This window comes from Streptomyces sp. MNU76 (genome assembly GCF_020982545.1).
GTDB lineage: Bacteria > Actinomycetota > Actinomycetes > Streptomycetales > Streptomycetaceae > Streptomyces.
The window spans coordinates 57,978-76,298 of the sequence record NZ_JAJKLK010000024.1 but is presented as its reverse complement, the minus strand read 5'-3'; the positions used below and the strand labels follow the sequence as shown (position 1 = coordinate 76,298).

The 18,321-nt window shown below is 69.3% G+C and carries 19 protein-coding genes and 3 pseudogenes; 8 read left to right on the top strand and 14 right to left on the bottom strand.

Features of this window, described 5'->3' with window-relative positions:
- Positions 1-26: 26 nt before the first annotated feature.
- Positions 27-521, bottom strand: a complete 495-nt coding sequence (locus E4N62_RS38855; RefSeq protein ID WP_230222241.1) for an NUDIX hydrolase — start codon at positions 519-521, stop codon at positions 27-29.
- A gap of 633 nt (positions 522-1,154) precedes the next feature.
- Here E4N62_RS38855 and E4N62_RS38850 point away from each other — a divergent pair.
- The 3 genes from E4N62_RS38850 to aspS all read left to right on the top strand — a co-directional run bounded on the left by E4N62_RS38850 (position 1,155) and on the right by aspS (position 4,994).
- On the top strand, positions 1,155-2,168 hold the full coding sequence (locus tag E4N62_RS38850; protein WP_119580332.1) for an NAD(P)H-dependent glycerol-3-phosphate dehydrogenase: 1,014 nt from the start codon (positions 1,155-1,157) through the stop codon (positions 2,166-2,168).
- A 106-nt stretch (positions 2,169-2,274) separates the two neighbouring features.
- Complete coding sequence (locus E4N62_RS38845) at positions 2,275-3,039, top strand: AAA family ATPase (protein WP_230222239.1); 765 nt, start codon at positions 2,275-2,277, stop codon at positions 3,037-3,039.
- 644 nt (positions 3,040-3,683) lie between these two features.
- A complete protein-coding gene (aspS, locus tag E4N62_RS38840) occupies positions 3,684-4,994 on the top strand; it encodes an aspartate--tRNA(Asn) ligase (protein ID WP_230222236.1) in 1,311 nt (436 codons plus the stop codon).
- Here the strand turns inward: aspS and E4N62_RS38835 are convergent.
- Entirely contained in the window at positions 4,984-5,649 is a 666-nt protein-coding gene (locus E4N62_RS38835; protein ID WP_268270310.1) for a flavoprotein, read from the bottom strand. The two genes, aspS and E4N62_RS38835, sit on opposite strands and share 11 nt — an antisense overlap.
- A gap of 247 nt (positions 5,650-5,896) precedes the next feature.
- On the opposite strand from E4N62_RS38835, the gene E4N62_RS38830 reads away from it, so the two are divergent.
- On the top strand, positions 5,897-6,454 hold the full coding sequence (locus E4N62_RS38830; protein ID WP_119580336.1) for an HD domain-containing protein: 558 nt from the start codon (positions 5,897-5,899) through the stop codon (positions 6,452-6,454).
- 15 nt (positions 6,455-6,469) lie between these two features.
- On the opposite strand, the gene E4N62_RS38825 is transcribed toward E4N62_RS38830, so the two are convergent.
- Both E4N62_RS38825 and E4N62_RS38820 read right to left on the bottom strand, forming a co-directional pair.
- Positions 6,470-6,940: an NUDIX hydrolase gene (locus E4N62_RS38825; protein WP_119580337.1), complete on the bottom strand. Its 471-nt coding sequence runs from the start codon at positions 6,938-6,940 to the stop codon at positions 6,470-6,472.
- A 15-nt stretch (positions 6,941-6,955) separates the two neighbouring features.
- Entirely contained in the window at positions 6,956-7,705 is a 750-nt protein-coding gene (locus tag E4N62_RS38820) for an XRE family transcriptional regulator (RefSeq protein WP_230222234.1), read from the bottom strand.
- Positions 7,706-7,813: 108 nt separating this feature from the next.
- Here E4N62_RS38820 and E4N62_RS38815 point away from each other — a divergent pair, with 108 nt between their 5' ends.
- A complete protein-coding gene (locus E4N62_RS38815) occupies positions 7,814-8,503 on the top strand; it encodes an HAD family hydrolase (protein WP_230222232.1) in 690 nt (229 codons plus the stop codon).
- A gap of 60 nt (positions 8,504-8,563) precedes the next feature.
- On the opposite strand, the gene E4N62_RS38810 is transcribed toward E4N62_RS38815, so the two are convergent.
- The 6 genes and pseudogenes from E4N62_RS38810 to E4N62_RS38785 all read right to left on the bottom strand — a co-directional run bounded on the left by E4N62_RS38810 (position 8,564) and on the right by E4N62_RS38785 (position 11,306).
- Positions 8,564-9,133, bottom strand: coding sequence for a bifunctional 2-polyprenyl-6-hydroxyphenol methylase/3-demethylubiquinol 3-O-methyltransferase UbiG (locus E4N62_RS38810; protein WP_230222230.1), 570 nt, complete (start codon positions 9,131-9,133; stop codon positions 8,564-8,566).
- Positions 9,130-9,645 (bottom strand): hypothetical protein, encoded by a 516-nt coding sequence (locus tag E4N62_RS38805; protein ID WP_230222227.1) that lies wholly within the window; start codon positions 9,643-9,645, stop codon positions 9,130-9,132. Before E4N62_RS38805 ends, E4N62_RS38810 begins: the two co-directional genes overlap by 4 nt.
- 164 nt (positions 9,646-9,809) lie before the next feature.
- On the bottom strand, positions 9,810-9,989 hold the full coding sequence (locus E4N62_RS38800) for a hypothetical protein (RefSeq protein WP_230222225.1): 180 nt from the start codon (positions 9,987-9,989) through the stop codon (positions 9,810-9,812).
- Positions 9,970-10,134 (bottom strand): hypothetical protein, encoded by a 165-nt coding sequence (locus tag E4N62_RS38795; protein ID WP_230222223.1) that lies wholly within the window; start codon positions 10,132-10,134, stop codon positions 9,970-9,972. The genes E4N62_RS38800 and E4N62_RS38795 overlap by 20 nt, the downstream gene beginning before the upstream one ends.
- Positions 10,131-10,331, bottom strand: a pseudogene (locus E4N62_RS38790) (AMP-binding protein); the annotation flags it as partial. The pseudogene E4N62_RS38790 and the gene E4N62_RS38795, both read right to left, overlap by 4 nt.
- Before the next feature lie 309 nt (positions 10,332-10,640).
- Positions 10,641-11,306, bottom strand: coding sequence for a TetR/AcrR family transcriptional regulator (locus tag E4N62_RS38785; RefSeq protein ID WP_230222219.1), 666 nt, complete (start codon positions 11,304-11,306; stop codon positions 10,641-10,643).
- Positions 11,307-11,467: 161 nt separating this feature from the next.
- On the opposite strand from E4N62_RS38785, the gene E4N62_RS38780 reads away from it, so the two are divergent.
- The gene (locus tag E4N62_RS38780) at positions 11,468-12,094 is read left to right on the top strand and encodes an antibiotic biosynthesis monooxygenase (RefSeq protein WP_230222217.1); all 627 of its coding nucleotides are present in this window, start codon (positions 11,468-11,470) and stop codon (positions 12,092-12,094) included.
- The gene (locus tag E4N62_RS38775; protein ID WP_230222215.1) at positions 12,094-13,335 is read left to right on the top strand and encodes an MFS transporter; all 1,242 of its coding nucleotides are present in this window, start codon (positions 12,094-12,096) and stop codon (positions 13,333-13,335) included. Before E4N62_RS38780 ends, E4N62_RS38775 begins: the two co-directional genes overlap by 1 nt.
- A 136-nt stretch (positions 13,336-13,471) precedes the next feature.
- Here E4N62_RS38775 and E4N62_RS38770 read toward each other — a convergent pair.
- From E4N62_RS38770 to E4N62_RS38755, 4 genes and pseudogenes are all read right to left on the bottom strand, one after another.
- Positions 13,472-14,199 (bottom strand): annotated as a pseudogene (locus tag E4N62_RS38770) (spermidine synthase).
- A 119-nt stretch (positions 14,200-14,318) separates the two neighbouring features.
- Positions 14,319-16,004, bottom strand: coding sequence for a ribonuclease J (locus tag E4N62_RS38765; protein WP_230222212.1), 1,686 nt, complete (start codon positions 16,002-16,004; stop codon positions 14,319-14,321).
- Positions 16,005-16,092: 88 nt separating this feature from the next.
- Complete coding sequence (locus tag E4N62_RS38760; protein ID WP_230222210.1) at positions 16,093-16,527, bottom strand: antibiotic biosynthesis monooxygenase; 435 nt, start codon at positions 16,525-16,527, stop codon at positions 16,093-16,095.
- 324 nt (positions 16,528-16,851) lie between these two features.
- Positions 16,852-17,283 (bottom strand): annotated as a pseudogene (locus E4N62_RS38755) (6-phosphofructokinase); the annotation flags it as partial.
- A 167-nt stretch (positions 17,284-17,450) separates the two neighbouring features.
- Here E4N62_RS38755 and E4N62_RS48950 point away from each other — a divergent pair.
- Positions 17,451-18,293 (top strand): hypothetical protein, encoded by an 843-nt coding sequence (locus tag E4N62_RS48950; protein WP_230222208.1) that lies wholly within the window; start codon positions 17,451-17,453, stop codon positions 18,291-18,293.
- The last annotated feature ends 28 nt before the right edge of the window (positions 18,294-18,321 follow it).

Below are 18,321 nucleotides of genomic sequence, written 5' to 3'. Positions count from 1 at the left end.
ATGGCGCGGTGGCGGCGGCTGCTGGGCTACCGGGTGAGCGCGGCGAGGTAGGCGTCCAGGGGCTGCACATACCCCGGGAGGCGTTCGAGGAGGTCCCACCAGCGGATAGCCGAGATCTCCTCGGTGGGCTCGAAGGCGCGGGTCTCGGCGCAGGTTCCTGCGTACAGGGCCAGATATTCGGCTCGCCGGTCAGGCGCCAGCACGAATCGCGCGTAGCCGATGAACCGCAACCGTTCATCAGGCTGTTGCCCGCTCTCTTCCAGCAGTTCGCGCGTGGCCGCCTGGCGAGGGGATTCGCGCTCTTCGATGCTCCCCCCTGGAAGCTCCCAGGACTGACGGTAGCGATCGAAGACCATGAGGACCCGGCCGGCTCGCCACAAGGCCACCAGCGCCGCCGGCAGCGGGGCGTCCTGAGGCGGCGCTGTCTCACCGCCCCGCGCGAACGAGATCAAGGAGTTGCCACGGCCATCGGCTGCAAGCGGTTTATCTGCGGGGTAGGCCACGGTCGGATGCTTCCCCATGCGACTCCACGAGAAGCCCTCCGCCCCCGCGCTCCGGCCGGTCAACGGCTTCCACCTCTCCCCGGTCGCCATCGTCCAGGCCACCGGCCGTCGCCCCCGCTTCGGCATGTCCGCCGACCGGGCTGCCTTCCGCGTTGCTGAGCTGGAGGACACCGGCCCGCCCAGCTCCAGTGCCCACGGCATCGTGTACGTGGACGCCCTCGCACCGCCGACCGGGCAGTGGCGGTGGGCGAGCTGGGCCGCGTCCTGGCCCCGGCCGCCGACTGGTTCTGACCCGGGCGCTGCGGCGCGGCGCGGAACCCGTCTGGGAGAAGCAGGCACACGCGGCCAGGCTCGCGGTGGAGCACATGAACGAGCGGCCCGCGAAGCCCGCGAAGCCCGCGATGTGGGACCGGCCCTACCGGCTGTGGATCGCCCACGCCGACGAACTCCAGCGCGGGCTGGGCGAGAAACAGGCGCAGATCATGCTGCGCGAAGCTCACCAGGTGTTGCCCACACTGCCCGGCCGCCGCGCCCTCTTGCTGGTCCTGCGGCGCCCCGCGTGTGTTCCAGCTGGGCCTGGCACCGCCGATAAGATGTCGGGGCCCGGGTGCCGCCCCGGTGACGGGCCCACGTCCGGCGAGAGGCCCCCCAGTGACCCAGCACCGTTCTGCCCGTGCGGCGGTGTTCTCGGCCGGCTCCTGGGGTACCGCAGTCGCCAAGATCCTGGCCGACGCCGGCACCCACGTCATCGTGCACGCCCGCCGGGACGAGATCGCCGACGCGATCAACACGGTTCACCGCAACCCCGGCTATTTCCCGGATGTCGAGCTGCCGCCCACTCTGACGGCCACGACCGACCCGGCCGCCGCGCTTCACGGCGCCGACTACTTCGTGCTGTCCATCCCCGCCCAGTCCCTGCGGACCAACCTCGCCGCGTGGACACCGCACATCGGGCCCGACACCGTGATCGTGTCGCTGATGAAGGGCATCGAACTGGGCAGCAGGGAACGAGCGAGCCAGGTCATCACCGAGGTGACCGGCGTGAGTGCGGACCGGGTCGCGGTGCTGTCGGGCCCGAACCTCGCCCGCGAGATCATGAAGGGCCAGCCCGCCGCCGCCACCGTCGCCTGCGCCGACGAGGACGCCGCCCGACGCTTCCAGCAGGCGTGCCACACCTCGTACTTCCGGCCCTACACCAGCAGCGATGTGACCGGCTGCGAGCTGGGTGGAGCGGTGAAGAACGTCATCGCTCTGGCGGTCGGCATCGCCTCCGGGATGGGCCTGGGCGACAACGCCTCGGCCATGCTCATCACACGCGGGCTGGCGGAGACCACCCGGCTGGCTGTGGCCATGGGCGCCCACCCGGCCACCCTCGCAGGGCTTGCCGGCCTCGGCGACCTGGTGGCCACCTGCTCGTCCCCGCTCTCCCGCAACCGCACCTTCGGCACCCACCTCGGCCAGGGCCTGAGCGTCGAACAAGCGACGGCCGCCACCCGGCAGACCACCGAGGGCGTCAAATCCGCCGAGGCGATTCTCGCCCTGGCCCATGCCCAGGGCGTGGAGATGCCGATCACGGAAGTGATCTCCGCCCTGCTGCATGAGAAAGTCACCCTCGACGAGGCCGCCGCCGCGCTCATGCAGCGGCCCCCCAAGCCCGAGCGTTGACACCCGGCGCCCCGGTTAAGGGGCCGCCCCACCCTTCCCCTCCCGCCCGAAGGCTCCTGCCCGTGCACGTGCCGTCGCTGTCCAGATCGCCGTCACCGCCGCCCTCATGACGTGGATGATCACCGGCTTAACCCGGACCTGGCCCGGCCTGGCGCCCGCTACCGCGCTTGGTACCCAGCCGAGGCAGTGGGTGAGCAGAAATGGGTCGAGAGCGGCGCTAAGGCGCTGGCACTGTGGGGCGATGTTGTTCAAGCTCACCGGGTCGAGCTGCTCGGGCAAGACGACGCTCGCCTACGCCACCGCCAGCAGGCTCCCGCACATCGTCGTGCACGACTTTGATGAACTTGGTGTGCCAGCGGGCGCCGACCTGCACTGGCGCCACCGGATGACCGAGATGTGGGTGCAGCGCGCGCTGGAGTACCAGGAGCGCGGCATCGACCTGTTACTCACCGGCCAGTCTCCCCTGGGTGAAGTCCTCGCCGTGCCCTCCGCGCCGCTTCTCGATGGCATCGCCGTATGCCTGGTCGATGTCGCCGACGAGGTCCGGCGCGCTCGTCTTGCCGCACGTGACCCCGGCCGGTGGGACACGCCGGCCGTCGACGCCTTCCTCGGTTGGGCCACATGGCACCGGCAGCACGCTCTCAACCCCCGCCACCGGCCCGACGTCATCATCGACAACAGCTGGCACAAGATGGTCTGGCACCGCTGGACCAGCTGGCATGCCAGTGATCCCCGATGGCGCACTCAACTGCTCGACACCACGGACCAACCATTGCCGAACTCCGTGGGCCAGGTCGAGCGATGGATCACGGAGCAACGCGACGCACATCAAGTCGGCCGACTCTCCCTGGGGCACGGTTGGGCTTCGTGATCCGTGCGAGCATTCCGGGCATGGCATCGACGGTCTTGCTCGGGTCGACACCGATCGGTACTGCCGTCCCCCCGCATGACCATCGATCGGCGCCCTGACAACGCGCCTGCCACGCCTCAAAGCCAAACGGAAACGGCGGCGACTCACGCAGGTGAGTCAACGCCGCGTCTGATCTCAGACGTCGACGGGGGCGACCTTGCGGCCCAACTTGAGGTACAGCTCGGCACCTTCAAGTTCCCTCAATCACGACTTCGCCGAGCGTCTGCCGTACGGAAACCACCGTTGGCATCGACAGCCGCAGCCAGCCGTATGGGACCCGCTCACGGCAGGTTCTTGATTGCCATCGCCGCTACACGCTCCGTACCCTGCACAGCAACGCGTCGACGGAGACGAGTAGCCACAGATCACACGAGCCGAGAGAGCCGCCGGAAGCTGGGAAGGCGGTCTCGTGCTCTGTGGTGAAGACCCTCCCGAGCGCGGGGAGGAACGACCCCGCTCGGTGGTCCAATGCCCCGCCGGCCGGCCCCCGTCACCGGGCCGAATGAGGCCGCCACCGCGTGGCGGCGAAAGTGCGGTGGTACCGCGAGTTGCCCTTCTCGCCCGCACTCCCAAGGGATCATGACGACGTCCTTCGGAGGACCCGAATGATCCACAGCCGCGTACACGTCTCCGACCTGCGAGAACACGTCGGCCGTACCGTTTCTGTCTGCGGATGGGTGAACACCCTTCGCCTGCAGAGCACTATGCAGTTCGTCATCGTGCGCGACAGCACCGGCATGGTGCAGGTGACCCACAAGCGCAAGGACGGGCCGGTGGAGGCCCAACTCGAAGCTCTCACCCCCGAATCCGCAGTCAAGATCACCGGCCGCGTCGTCGACGCCGCCCAGGTCAAGCTTGGCGGCCTGGAAATCGTCCCTGAGGCGGTTGAGGTCCTGAACCCGGCCGCCACACCGCTGCCGATCGACGAGCACACCGGCCTGGAACAGCGGATGGACTGGCGCTTCCTGGACGTGCGCCGCCGTCCCGCCACTCAGCTGATGTTCGCCGTGCAGACCTCCCTGGAACAGGGCATGCGCGAGTACGCCTTCGCGCAGGGCGCCACCGAGATGCACACCCCCAAGCTCATGGGCACCGCCTCAGAGTCGGGGGCTGAGGTCTTCAAGCTCGGCTACTTCGGCGGCAGCGCCTACCTGGCGCAGTCACCGCAATTCTTCAAGCAAATGGCGATCTCGGCGGGCGTCGACAAGGTCTTCGAGATCGGGCCGGTCTTCCGCGCCGAGCCGTCGTTCACCTCCCGGCACGCCACCGAGTTCACGGGCGTCGACGTGGAGTTGGCCTGGATCGACGGGGTCGAGGACGTGATGGCCTTCGAGGAGCAGATGCTCGCCCACGCGATCGCCAAGGTCGCGGACGCACACGGCGGGGCGATCGCCGAGCGCTTCGGTGTCGAGGTCACCGTGCCCACGACGCCATTCCCCCGCGTCACCATGGCCGAAGCGCAGAAGATCCTGCGCGAGAGCGGCTGGGACCGGGCAGGGGGCAAGGAGGACCTGGACCCTGAGGGTGAGCGGAGCATCAGCGCTCACATCCAACAGGCCACCGGCCACGAATTCGTGTTCATCACTCACTACCCGGCCAACATCCGGCCCTTCTACCACATGCGGCCGGCCAACGACCCGAGCGGGACGCTCAGCTTCGACCTGCTGTGGAAGGGGCTGGAGGTCACCACCGGTGCGCAGCGCGAGCACCGGTATGACGTACTGCTGGAGCAGGCCGCCGCGAAGGGCATGAGCCCCGAACCGATGCGGGACTACTTGAACGCGTTCCGGTACGGGTGCCCGCCCCACGGTGGGCTCGGGATGGGCCTCGGGCGCGTGCTGATGGTGCTGCTCGGCCTGGACTCCATCCGCGAGGCCAGCTTCCTCTTCCGCGGGCCGAACCGGCTCACCCCGTAACTGGTGGCGCGGCCAGCCTGGGTGTGAACAGCTCCAACGCCTCCTCCCAGCGGAACCGGTCCGCCCCACCGCCGGCCTTCGGCTGGTGAGGCTCGTACGAGCCGATCAGGACGCCCATCTCGCGTAACCGCTCCACGCTCTGGCGGTACGCGGGATGGGCGGCCTGGGCGGAGTTCAGATACGGGAGGACCGCGGTGCGGATGCCGAGCCCGTACGCCTCACAAAGGATGGCCAGCGCCAGGGTGTCGGAGATGCCGGCGGCCCACTTGTTGATCGTGTTGAAGGTGGCCGGCGCGACCGCGATGGCGTCAGCAGGCGGCAGCGGACGAGGGTCTCCGGGCGAACGCCAGGCCGAGCGGATCGGGTAGCCGGTCTGTGCCTCGACCGTCTCGGCGTCGAGGAAGCCGAGGCCCTGCGGGGTGGCGACGACACCCACGTCCCATTCTGCTCCCTGAGCAGCAGTGATCAGCGTGCCGACGTCGCCTGCGACACCGGCCGCGCATACGACGACGTACAGGAACGGCTTCTGGATCTGCCGGTCGGGCTGCTCACTCACGCGGGGACTCCAGAGAAAGTCGAAGGCCGTGACGACGTCTTCGAGGATGCCGGGGCGTAAGTGCCAGGGGTAGGCGGCGGCGCCGGTGAACAGGCACATACTGCCCTGCATACGGTCAGGTACTGGGCAGGGTCGGCGGCTGCCGCCCGCGCCCCGGCGACGAGGACCTCCCACCGCGCGACTGCTACGTCGCGCCCTTGACCAGGAAAGGCCCCATGAGGTAACCGCCCCTAAATGCCGTTGCTGAAAGCTGGCTGGATGCGAAGCGCGGGGACTACCCGAGACGTCCTGGGACGTCCTACTGATCACCAAACGGTCAACGCGCCTCCCCCATAGGCTGCGGAGCATGGATCTCACCCTTTGGGCCCGTGACCTGGCCGGGTCCCTCCTTGCCGAGCCCCTGCCGCGGCGCTGGGCGCACTCTCAGGGCGTCGCCGCAAAGGCGCAGTCCCTGGGGGGAATCCTGGGCGACGATGCGGAACTCTTGTGGGCCGCGGCGATGCTGCACGACATCGGCTACACGCCGTCACTGGCCACAACGGGGTTCCATCCGCTGGACGGCGCCCGCTACCTGCGCGACCATTCGGCGGCGGACGAGCGCCTGGTACGGCTGGTCGCCAATCACTCGTGCGCACTGTTGGAGGCAGAGGAGCGCGGACTGCGGGAGGAGCTGGAGGCCGAGTTCCCGATCCTCGACCACGCCGAGCTGGTGGATGCTCTCGTGTACTGCGACATGACCACCACCCCGGACGGCACTCCCACCACCGTGGATGTCCGGCTGTCGGAGATCCTCACCCGGTACGACCGCGACAGCATCGTCGGCCGGTTCATCCGCCGGGCCGACGAGGATCTTCGCACTGCTGTGTACAGAGTCGAAGCCCGGCTGATCCTGGCCGAGCGGTAAGGCAGCGCACCGCGCTCAGTCGACGTGGGGATGCGTCCCGTCCAGGTAGTGGGCGATCTGCTTCCTCATGGAGGGGTGGATGTCGTACGAGTCCAGATCACCGGGCAGGACCCAGCGGACGTCGTCTGCTTCGTCGTTGACAGTCGGTTCGCCGCCGACGGGGCGTCCGATCACGGTCACTTCGTATGCCTGCCGGATCTCGCCGTCCGTGTAGGCGACCACATGTTCGGGGAGAGAGTAGACGCCAAGGAGGCCGATGGGCATGACATCGACTCCGGTCTCCTCCTTGCATTCCCGCACCGCGCACTGGGCCGGGGATTCGCCGATGTCCATGGCTCCGCCGGGGAGTGCGTACTGACCGGTGTCGCGGCGGCGCTGCAGGAGGATGGCACCGTCGGTCTCCCGGGCGGCGAGCATGTTGCACGCGGGGATCAGGGTGTTCGGCTTGGGTGCGTTCTCGTCGTACCAGTACTCCGTACGTCCCATCGCGGGCCGCGCTCCTCACATGGATTCGGGTGACCAGGGTTTTGCAGTCTCCCAGACGGCGTCGAAGCTACCGGCGTAGTGGTCGAACCAGCCGTCGTCCCCCAGGCGGCGCAGTTCGAACAGGGGGTTGGCGCTGGCGGGCTGCCCCCACACGTGCGGGTTGACGAGGAGTACGTCGTCGAAGCGGAACAGGCTGTTGTACAGGGTCGTGTCGTGGAGGCGCACCTCACAGCCGGGGGTGCCGATCAGCTTGCGGTAGTAGGTGAGCGATGCCCTGATCTTGGCGGAGAGTGTGCCGCCGATCCCTTCTTCCTCGTCGCGGACGGCGACCGCCTTGCCGGACGGGTCGCCGAAGCACAGGCGGACCCGGACGCCGGCGTCGGCGCGCTCGGCGAGCATCGCCGCCACGCGCGGGTTCGTCTGGGCGAAGAACGTCCCGCTGAACACCAGGACATCGATGTGCTCCTGCGCGGACTTGAGGAGGCGGACCCAGGTCTTCTGCGGGACACTCGCGCGGTTGGGAAAGGCAGCGACCAGTTCCGCCTGCTCCGTCGGCTGGGCCGGCGCGTCGTCCTCCTCTGGCGGCCACAGATACGATTCGTCCACGCCGAGATGCCTCGCAACCGCCCAGCGGTGCCTGCGAAGTGGCTGCCGGCCCAGGCTGATCCAGCGCTCCACCGTCTTGACGTCGACTTCGCAAGAGGCCGCAAGGTCCTCCGGCGTCACCTTCCGCTGGATCATCACCGTACGCAGCCGCTCGTTCACATCCGCATCCTCGCAGGACGTCCCGGGACGCGGCAAGATCTTGCGGGACGCCAGGACGTCCCAAGGGGGCACTATTAACAGGCAGTTCACGCTGCCTACCCTGGGCACGTGCAGCTCATCGTGCTCTGGGACGTAGACCACACCCTCGTAGACAACGCCGGCGTCAGCAAAGAGATCTACGCCAACGCTTTCAAGGCCCTCGCGGGGCGGGATGCCGACCTGCCCGCGCCGACGGAAGGACGCACCGACCGGGCGATCATGCGCGAGATGTTCGTCCAGCACGCTCTGCCGGTTCCCGGATGGGAGTCGGCGCAGCAGGCGCTGGAAGAAGCCGGGCGGGGCCGCGAGGAGGACCTGCGACGACGAGGCCGGGTTCTGCCCGGTGTCCAGGAGGCGTTGAAGGCGCTCGCGGCTGACTCCGAGGTCTGTTCCTCGGTCCTCACGGGCAACATCGCAGCGAATGCGCGCGTCAAGCTGGGGGCTTTCGCTCTCGACGTCCTGCTCGACATGTCCGTGGGTGGGTACGGCGAAGACAGCGAGGACCGGGCCCAGCTCGTCGACGCTGCCCGGGCCCGGGTACATGCCGTCTATGGCGTGGCGATGACGACGCCGACCGTGCTGATCGGTGACACGCCTCGTGACGTGCAAGCCGCGCATGACGCCGGGGCACACTGTGTTGCTGTCGCCTCGGGCATCCACGCGGTGGTAGAACTCCGTGCCGCCGGCGCCGACTTCGTCGTTCCGGATCTGACGGATACGCAGGGCCTGTTGGCCCACCTGCGGGCAGCAATGGCCTGAATCGGCCATTCCCGCCATCGTGGGGCCCTCGTCGAGGTCAGGGCTTTGGATCGTGGCAGGTCAGGGGCGCAGGGCGTAGCAGCGCATCGAGTCCAGGTCTTCACTTTGGACCGATGACCAGGGCGCGGTCAGTAACTCCTCCTGTTGCGCGGTGATTCCGATGGATTTCCGTTCCTCCGGGAGGCGTTCAGCGAGAGGGGTCACCAGCCAGAAGGTTCCGCCGGGCGGGAGGAGGGATCGGATGCGGTCGAGGAGGGCGGGCTTGTCCTTGATGAAGGCGAATACCAGGCGGCAGGTGACGAGGGCGTAGCCGGCGTCGGGAAGCACGTTGGTGTCGTCGGTCTCGATGTCCAGCTGCTGGAAGACCGGGCCGTCGTTCGCACTTTGCTCGGCCTGCGCGATCTTCAGAGCGGCGGAGGAGCAGTCGATCGCCGTGGTGCGGTATCCGAGGTCGGCGTGAAGGTACCAGGCCAGGGCCCCGTCGCCGCATCCGATGTCGAGCGCGGGCCGGCTGCGGCCGGCGCCGAGGAAGTGGCGGGTCAGCTGCTGTTCCTCGGGGTCGAGGCCGCGGTAGCGGCGTCCCGATGCCCACAGCGGGTCCCAGTAATCGGCCGGGTTGGTGATCGTCATGGGTTGGCGGGCTCCTCGGTCGGGGTCAGGGAGATGGGGGCGGCGGGGCCGAGCGCGCGGACGGGCGAGTTCCACAGCACGAGGAACGGGACGATCAGGGCCGCGGTGATGAGCGTGAGGGTGGGGCGCAGGCCGAGCAGGGTGCCCAGTGCGCCGGCGGCGAGGGCGGCGAACGGGCGCAGGCTGAAGGCGAGCCAGGAGCCGGTGGCCTGGGCCCGTCCTTGGAGATGGTCGGGGGCGAGTTCCTGGCGGACGGCGCGCTGGAGTCCGCCGTGACACACGGCGGCGCCGGTTTGGATGACCATGCCGGTGCCGATGGCGATCTGTCCGCTGAGTCCGGGGTCGGCGAGGACTAGGGGGATCTGGGCGAGTGGGTTGAGGGTGAGCGCGCCGAGCATCACCTTGCCTGGGCCCCAGCGTCGTTCCAGGGGCTGCCAGACGAGGGCTCCGAGGATGCCGCCGATTCCGCCGGCGCCCATGACGATCCCGAGGGCGGTCGGGCTCCAGTGCAATTCGCGCAGGAGGTTTGTTTCCGCAGAGACCGTGTCCCCCGCAGGTCGTGTCTCTTTACGAGGCGGCTGGCGACGTGGTTGGTGTCGCATTGCGGCAGCGCATCGTGTCCCTATCCCTATGCCAAGCTGTGTCGAATCCCACACCATACTTGCTTATGGCGGCATTAGCGGCGGCAGTAGATGTCGACGAAGCGTTCGGGCTGGCCCCACACGGTTTGCAGGACGCCAGGCCAGGGGTTGCGGATACAGATGTTGCCCGCTCTGCCGCTGCCGGCGGCGAGCGGCTCGTCGTAGATCGCCGGACAGATGCCCAGCGCGCCCGGGCTACAGCTGCTCGGCTTCATTGATTGCAGCGCCGGCATCGTGGTGCCCGAAGCCGCCGGTCTCGGTCATCCACCAGGTGTCGACGACCACGGCCCCGCCCTTGCCAACCTCGTCCTGGCACCAGCGCCAGACTTCCGGCTCGATCGGCTCGCCCACCGTCGTCATGTGCTTGAAGTGGAAGTCGTATTGGCCCGTTCGTCCGGGCCCAGTTTGCGCAGCATCCGGATGGTGGTCGGCGCGGTGTGGAAGATGGTGACGCCCAGCCGCTCGGCGATGCGCCAGCAGCGGCGGTCCGGGTGGCTGGGCACGCCCTCGTTCAGCACGCTGGTCGCGCCGAGGGCGAGCGGCCCGTAGACGATGTACGAGCGGCCGGTGGTGCGTCGGCGGTACTGATGTGCCTGCTGAGGCCGAGGCGTCCATCTCGACGGTCACGTGCACCCGGTCGTCGGGCAGGCACCAGAGGAAATGGTCGTGCAGGACCGTACGGCACTCCGTGCGTCGACGAGGTGCACCGCGTCGATCCACAGTGGCGCGTGGTTTGGCCGTACGCGGCGGCGGAGGCTTCCCTGCTTGACGGTGGAGCCAACTATGTGAAGTGTCTGAATGCTTTTCCATGCGGCGCCGCCTCTGAGGCGTTGAGCGTTCTCGAGAGGAGCGCAGGTCCCGAACGCTCAGTCCAGGTCAAGGGTTAGAGCCGTTGGGATGGCCTCGAAGGCTTCCTCGACGCGGCGGGCGAGGGTCTTGGTGCCGCCGTGGCCGCGTTGTGTGTCGTAGCCGTCGGGGCCGCGGCCGGCGACCCAGTTGCGGGCGCCGCAGCGCCAGGCGCTGAGGGCGAACTCGCCGAGCAGGCGCAGCCGTACGTCCTCGCGGCTGTCGGTGTCGAGGCGTTGTTCGAGGATCTCGACGAGGCGCTGCTGGGCCTTCATGGAGGACAGGATGCTGTGGTCGCGCAGGACGGGGGTGCCGGCGGCGAGGCGGCGGGTGCGCAGGAAGCGGTGGTCCCAGTCGCCGGGCATGGACAGGATGGCCGCGGCCAGCGACGTGCGCAGTGCGTCGAGCGCCGGGCCGGGGCTGGTGTGTGCTTCGAAGTGGGCGGTGTAGGCGTCCCAGAGTTCGCCCTCGGCGGCCATGGCGACGTCTTCCTTCGTGCCGTAGTAGCGGAAGAAGGTGCTGCGGCCGATTTCCGCGTGGGCGGTGAGTTCTTCGAGGGTGACGCGGTCGAAGCCGCGTTCGCTGAACAGGGTCAGCGCGGCGTCGGCGAGTGCGCGGCGGGTGCGCTGCTTCTTGCGTTCGCGCAGCGGCAGGGCGTCGTCGGGGGCGGGGGTGTCGGTGGCCACGGGATCAGATTACCGAAGGTGGACCAGGGCCTGAATGGCACTGGAGTCATTTCGGTACTCGTGCCAGGATTGGATCGAGTCTCACTTTCTTTGGTGGTGTGGTGGGTCGGGCTTCGCGCTGCCCGCCTGCCCGCTGTGGCCGACTTGTGGGGAGAGTTGTCGTGATCCGCCGTACCGAGATCCCGCCCGAGATCACCCGTGGCGATGCGCAGACTGTGGTGATCACTGTCCGGCATGTGGGTGACTCCGCGCGCCGGAACGCCGCAGCCGAGGCGGCAGCCGCTGGCAGGGAGCAAGGGCCGTGGCCGGGCGGGTTGTTGAGCTGGTCGCTGTTCAGCAGCACCGACGGCCGGGCATTGATGGCGTACGAACAGTGGGCTGACGACGGGTTCCTGGATGTGACCCTGACCGCCGCGGTGCCGCATGTGCAGGGGATCCTGGGCGCCGAGCCGTCCGCGCCGGTGCGCTACCGCGTCCACCGCTCCTATGTGAGCACAGCCCAGAAGGCCCCGGTGGGGTGCGTGGTCACCCCGGTGTTCGACACGGACGGGCCGGAGCGGCGGCGGCACTTCATCAGCGAGGTCTTCGCGATGACCGAGGACGTGGCCACGATGCCCGGCTCGATCGCCGCACACGTCCACACCAGCGTGGACGGCACCCGGGTGTTCAACTACGCGGAGTGGCGCGACGAACAGTCCCACATCGACGCGGTCACCGGCGAGATCCCGGGTGTGCGACCGTGCGGCTACCGCCGCTGGGAGCTGCACAATGCCCTGGTCGCGGCCTGATGCCCGCTGCTTGCGAGGTACCGCGCCCCACCCGGGCCACGCTGACGGTGCTGCTGCTGGCCTCCACGCTGGGGGTGATGGGCGGTGCGACCATCGCCCCGGTCATCGAGGTGATCCGTCAGGCTCTCGATGTGGGCGGTACCGCCGCCGGGCTCGTCCTGACCGCGCACAGCCTGGCCATCGCCGTGGTCAGCCCGCTGGTGGGCCGGGCCACCGACCGGTTCGGCCCGCGGCTGCCTCTCGCTGTGGGGCTTGTGGTGTACGGGCTGGGCGGCGGTGCCGGCCTTGTCACCGACACCTATCCGGCGCTGTTCGCCTCCCGGCTGGTCCTCGGCGTGGGGGCGGCAGCGGTGTTCACCTGTTCCACCGCCGCTCTTCTCGGTCTGTACCAGGATGAGCTGCGGGACAGGGTGATGGGCTGGCGGACCGCCGCCACCACGGTCGGCGGCTTCCTCTACCCGCTCGCGGCGGGCGCACTGGGCAACCAGTCCTGGCACGCGCCGTTCGCCATCTATCTCATCGCCCTGCCGCTGGGCGCGGCCACCGTGTTCGCCCTGCCGAGAACCGCCCCAACGGCCGAGAACAGCCAGAAGACGAAGAGGCCCCGGGGTGGTGCGGTGCGGCTGCTGCGCGAGCATCCGCTCGTGTTGGGTCTGTGCGGGCTGTGGGTGGCGACCACCGGGCTGATGATGGTGCTGGCCGTCTCGCTGCCCCGCCGTCTGGACCAACTCGGCATCCACGACACCCTGATCGTGGCCCTGTACGGCACGGTCCTGGCCTCCGGCGCCGCGAGCCTGATCGGTCTGACGTACGCCAAGCTCACCTCCCGGTTCGGCTACGCGACGCTGATGCGGATCGCGGCCGGATCGTGGACGGCGGCGCTGCTGGTGTTCGCCGTCGCCGACCACTCGGCCGTCCTGTTGCTCGTGCCGGTCCTGACCGGTATCGGCAGCGGCATCACGATGCCGACCCTGACCGTCCTGGTCGACCGCGCCGCTCCTGCCGAACAGCGTGGCACGGCCACGTCGTTGCAGGCCACCGCGCTCTTCGGCGGGCAGTTCGCCTCGCCGCTGGTGTTCGGGCCGTTGGTGGACGCGACCTCGATCGCCACCGCCGCCCTGGTCGCGGCGGCCGGTACGACGGGCATCCTGATCGCCCTGTTCCGCCTCAAGGACCCCCAGGACCCCGACGAGGCCGGACCCGAAGCGCAGGAGCACGAACCGGCCCGCGAACAGTCATGATCCGCCCGCCATCGGCACATCGGGCCGGGCGGCCGACGGCGGTGGCAGGTCCCTACGGCGCAGCGGCGTTCTGGCGATCGCGGAGCAGCGAACCCGGCCTGGCGACGCTCCCGCGGCGATCGGTGCCAGACATGCGTCAGTTCGCGACGGCTGCTTTCCGCGCCACATAGACGGTGTTGGCCGAGGTTCCCCCTGCAACGGGTTGTCGAAGTCGACCACATGCGCTTCTGATTCTGCGAAGACCTCCGCGAGGACGGAGGCGAAGTGGTCGTCCGGCGGGTCGTTCGACCACAGAGCGAAGACACCGTCGGGGTGGAGACGGCCGGCCAGGGCGCGCATCCCGGCAGGCCGGTAGAGCGCCGCATGGCGTGGGTGCAGCACATGGCGCGGCGAGTGGTCGACGTCCAGCAGGATGGCGTGGAAGCGGCGGCCCGGTATCTGGGGGTCCAGACCGCAGGAATCGCCGGCCATCGCGAAGAAGTCGCCCTGGATCAGGCGGCAGCGGGGGTCCGACGCCAGACAGGCGCCCAGCGGTACCAGCCCGCGCCGGTGCCAGTCGATGACTTCGCCGAGTGTGTCGATCACGGTCAGCGAGCGAACCCGCGGGTCGTCCAGGGCTGCCTTTGCGGTGTAACCGAGCCCGAGCCCGCCCACGGCGACGTCCAGTTCGGCGCTCGGCAGCTTCGCCAGGCCGAGCTGGGCGAGGGCGATCTCTCCTGCTGTGAAGAGGCTGGACATCAGGAACTCGTCCCCGAGCTTGACCTCGTACACATCGTTGCCCGACGCCGGGTCGCGTCGGCGCCGCAGACTGATGTCGCCCATCGGTGTCGGGCGCCAGTCGATCTCTTCGAAACGCACGCTCATCCGTTCACCTCTCTGACGCACCACCGGTGCCGGCAAGTTGGCGCCCGGGCTGCCGTTCTTCGCTGCCCGGGCACGAAGCCGTCCCTGTCGCCGGCCGGACAGGGACAGGCTTGACCCGGTCAGGCGTCGATGATGACGGGGATAATCAGGGGCCTGCGGCGGTGGGTACGGTAGGCCCAGTTCGCCACGGCGCGGGCGACGAGCTGTTCGAGCTGGTGGGCGTCACCGACGCCTTCCTGGGCGGCGGTGGCCAGCGTTTTTTCGATGACCGGGATGACCGGCTCGAAGGTGGTGTCGTCGTGGACGAAGCCGCGGGCCAGGAAGTCGGGGGTCTCGGCCAGCGCCCCGGTGTCGGCGTCGACGATCGCCACGACCGTGATGACGCCTTCCTCGGCCAGGGTGACGCGGTCCTTGAGGGACGCCTCCGTGGCGCCGCCGACTTCCATGCCGTCCACGTAGACGTTGCCCGCGGGCACTTTGCCGGTGATGGAGGCGCGGCCGTCGACGAGGTCGACGACGACGCCGTCCTCGGCGATCACGACCCGGTCGGGGTCGACGCCCGTACGGATGGCCAGGTCGGCGTTGGCCCGCAGATGGCGCCATTCGCCGTGGACGGGCATGACGTTGCGCGGCTTGACGATGTTGTAGCAGTAGACGAGTTCACCGGCGCTGGCGTGCCCGGAGACGTGGACCTTGGCGTTGCCCTTGTGGACGACGTGGGCGCCCCACCGGGTCAGGCCGTTGATCACCCGGTAGATGGCGTTCTCGTTGCCGGGGATGAGGGAGCTGGCGAGCAGGACGGTGTCGCCCTTGCCGACGCGGATCGCGTGGTCGCGGTTGGCCATCCGCGACAGCGCGGCCATCGGCTCGCCCTGGGATCCGGTGCACACCAGGGTGATCCGGTGGTCCGGCAGCTTCTCCAGTTCCTTCGTGCTGACCACCAGGCCGGGCGGGACCTTGAGGTAGCCCAGTTCGCGGGCGATGCCCATGTTGCGGACCATGGAACGGCCCACGAAGGCGACCTTGCGGCCGTGCTGGTGCGCGGCGTCCAGGACCTGCTGGATGCGGTGCACGTGGCTGGCGAAGCTGGAGACGATGACCCGGCGGGGTGCCGTGCGCATCACCTGCTCAATCGCGGGGTTCAGGTCGCGTTCAGAGGTGGTGAAGCCGGGTACCTCGGCGTTGGTGGAGTCGACGAGGAACAGGTCCACGCCCTCCTCACCGAGGCGCGCGAAGGCGCGCAGGTCGGTGATGCGGTCGTCCAGGGGGAACTGGTCCATCTTGAAGTCGCCGGTGTGCAGCACCATCCCGGCCCCGGTACGGATCGCGACTGCGAGGCCGTCGGGGATGGAGTGGTTGACGGCCACGAACTCGCAGTCGAAGGGACCGAAGCCGCGCCGGTCGCCCTCCCGTACGCGCACCGTGCGAGGGGTGATGCCGTGCTCCTTGAGCTTGGCCTCCAGGAAGGCGAGGGTGAGCTTGGAGCCGACGACGGGGATGTCGGAGCGTTCCCGCAACAGGTAGGGCACGCCCCCGATGTGGTCCTCGTGGCCGTGGGTGAGCACGATGGCCACGATGTCGTCGAGGCGGTCCCGGATCGAGGTGAAGTCGGGCAGGATCACGTCCACGCCGGGCTGGTTCTCCTCCGGGAACAGCACGCCGCAGTCGACGATGAGCAGCTTGCCGGCGTGCTCGAAGACGGTCATGTTGCGGCCGATTTCGCCCAGACCGCCCAGGGCGGTCACCCTCAGCCCTCCTTCGGGCAGCGGCGGGGCGGCTTTGAGTTCGGGGTGCGGATGGCTCATACCCTGACGTTACCGGAGAGTCTGCCGAGGCGATCCACTGCCTGCCGGGTGATGCGATGCGAGGCGTACGCGGCGCCGGGTGCGCCGGTCACCGCAGGGGGAGGGGCAGCGAGCGGCGGAGGCGGTATCGCCCGCCGTGAGTGAGGCGTACGCCGGGCGTTCCGGACATGATCTCGTGTCCCTTGTCGTGGTCGCCGGCCTCGGCGGCTCCCTGGTGTGTCTCGATGCTGGTCCACTCGGTGTAGAGGAGCACCCTGGTGCCGTCGGTGCTCAGGAGGAAGTGCGCGGAGATCGCCCCGGGATGCCCGCCGTCCTCGGGCTGTACGGCGATGAGGCTGTCGACGAGGTGGCGCTGCCGCTCGGGTCCGTCGACGTCGAAGGCGGCGGTGATCAGGCAGCCCGGGACGCGGGTCTCGTGTTCCTCGGCCAGGCTGTGGTGGGGGCGGTAGCGGGCGGGCTTACGAGCGGGGCCGCGTGGCCGCCGCCGCGCAGGTATGCGTCGTATGCCAGGGCACTGTCCCACTGTGCGAGCGTCAGCACGGTCTCGCCGTCCGTGCTCGCGAACCAGCTCACGGCGGCAAGGCCACGGGGCGGGGCCGTGCAGTCCAGTGCGTTGGCTTCGGTGTCGGTGACGAACTGCTGCCGGTCGGCGTCTCCGACGTACCGGGCGCCGATCACGGCCGTGCCGGTGCGGGCGAGGTCCGGGAAGCGGTCGGTGGTCAACGCGGTCTCCCTGAAAGGCGAGTGGACGTCGGATCCCGACGATGATGCCGGGGCGGGAGCGGAGGTGGGCGACTGCTTTACCGAGCCCCAGGGCAGGCGTCGGGCGCGCGGGCGGGAACTCATGTCACACCACGCACTCGGCCTCGTCGTACCGCTCCTGCGGAACGGTCTTCAGCGTCTCGACAGCCTCGGCGAGCGGCACCATCACGATGTCGGCCCCTTGCAGGGCGGTCATCTTGCCGAACTCGCCTCGGTGTACGGCCTCTACGGCGTGCCAGCCGAACCGCGTCGCGAGTACGCGGTCGTAGGCGGTGGGGGTGCCGCCGCGCTGGACGTGGCCGAGGCTGACGGGTCGGGCTTCCTTGCCGAGCCGGTTCTCCAGTTCCACGGAGAGCTGGCGGGCGATGCCGGCGAAGCGTTCGAGCCCGTAGAGGTCCCTGCCGCCCTCGTCGAACCCCATGGTGCCGGGCTTCGGCTTGGCCCCCTCGGCCGCTACGACGATCGCGAAGCGCTTCCCGGCCTGGAACCGCTCGCCGACCCGCCGAGTCAACTCCTCGCCCGTGGCATCTCCGTCACCTCGGCCGTGCTGCAGTTCGCGTACCGCGGGTGTGTGCTGAACCTGCTGGACACGCCCGGGCACGCGGACTTCTCCGAGGACACCTACCGGGTGCCGACGGCGCCGTACATGACCAGGAGGCGTTCCTGGCGGGCCGGACCACACCGGTGTTCTTCGGCGCGGCGATCTCCAACATCGGCGTACGGCTGGTACTGGACGCCGTCGTCGACCTCGCCCCGCCGCCCGGTCCGCGCGAGCTGGAGGGCGGTGGGACCCGGGCGGTGGACGCGCCGTTCTCCGGGCTGGTGTTCAAGGTGCAGGCCAACATGGACCCCGCCCACCGGGACCGGATCGCGTTCATGCGGGTCTGCTCGGGGATCTTCGAACGCGGCATGACCGTCACCCGCGCCGTCTCCGGCAAGCCCTTCGCCACCAAGTACGCGCACAGCGTCTTCGGCCAGGACCGCTCCATGGTCGACATCGCCTACCCCGGCGACGTCGTCGGCCTCGTCAACGCCACCGCCCTGCGCGTCGGCGACACCCTCTACGCCGACCAGGCGGCCGTCTTCCCGCCGATGCCGACCTTCGCGCCGGAGCACTTCGCCGTCGTCCGCCCGGTCGACCTCTCCCGCTCCAAGCAGTTCCGGCGCGGCATCTCACAGCTGGACGAGGAGGGCGTGGTCCAGGTCCTCGTCTCCGACCTGCGCGGCGACCAGGCACCGGTGCTGGCCGCGGTCGGGCCGATGCAGTTCGACGTCGTCAGCGCACGCATGGCCGGGGAGTTCTCCGCCGCCGTGAGACTGGAGATGCTGCCCTACCACCTGGCCCGCGCCACCGACACGTCCGGCGCGGAGGCACTCAACCGCTCCCGGATCGTCAAGGGCGAGGCCCTGACCCGCATCCGGGACAAGGTCCAGCTCGCTCTCTTCGCCGACGGCTGGCAGGCGAACTCCTTCGAGCGCGAGTTCCCCGACGCCCGGCTCGACCACCTCATCGCCGCCCACGACTAGGACAGCCGATGCCCTCGCTCCCCGCCAC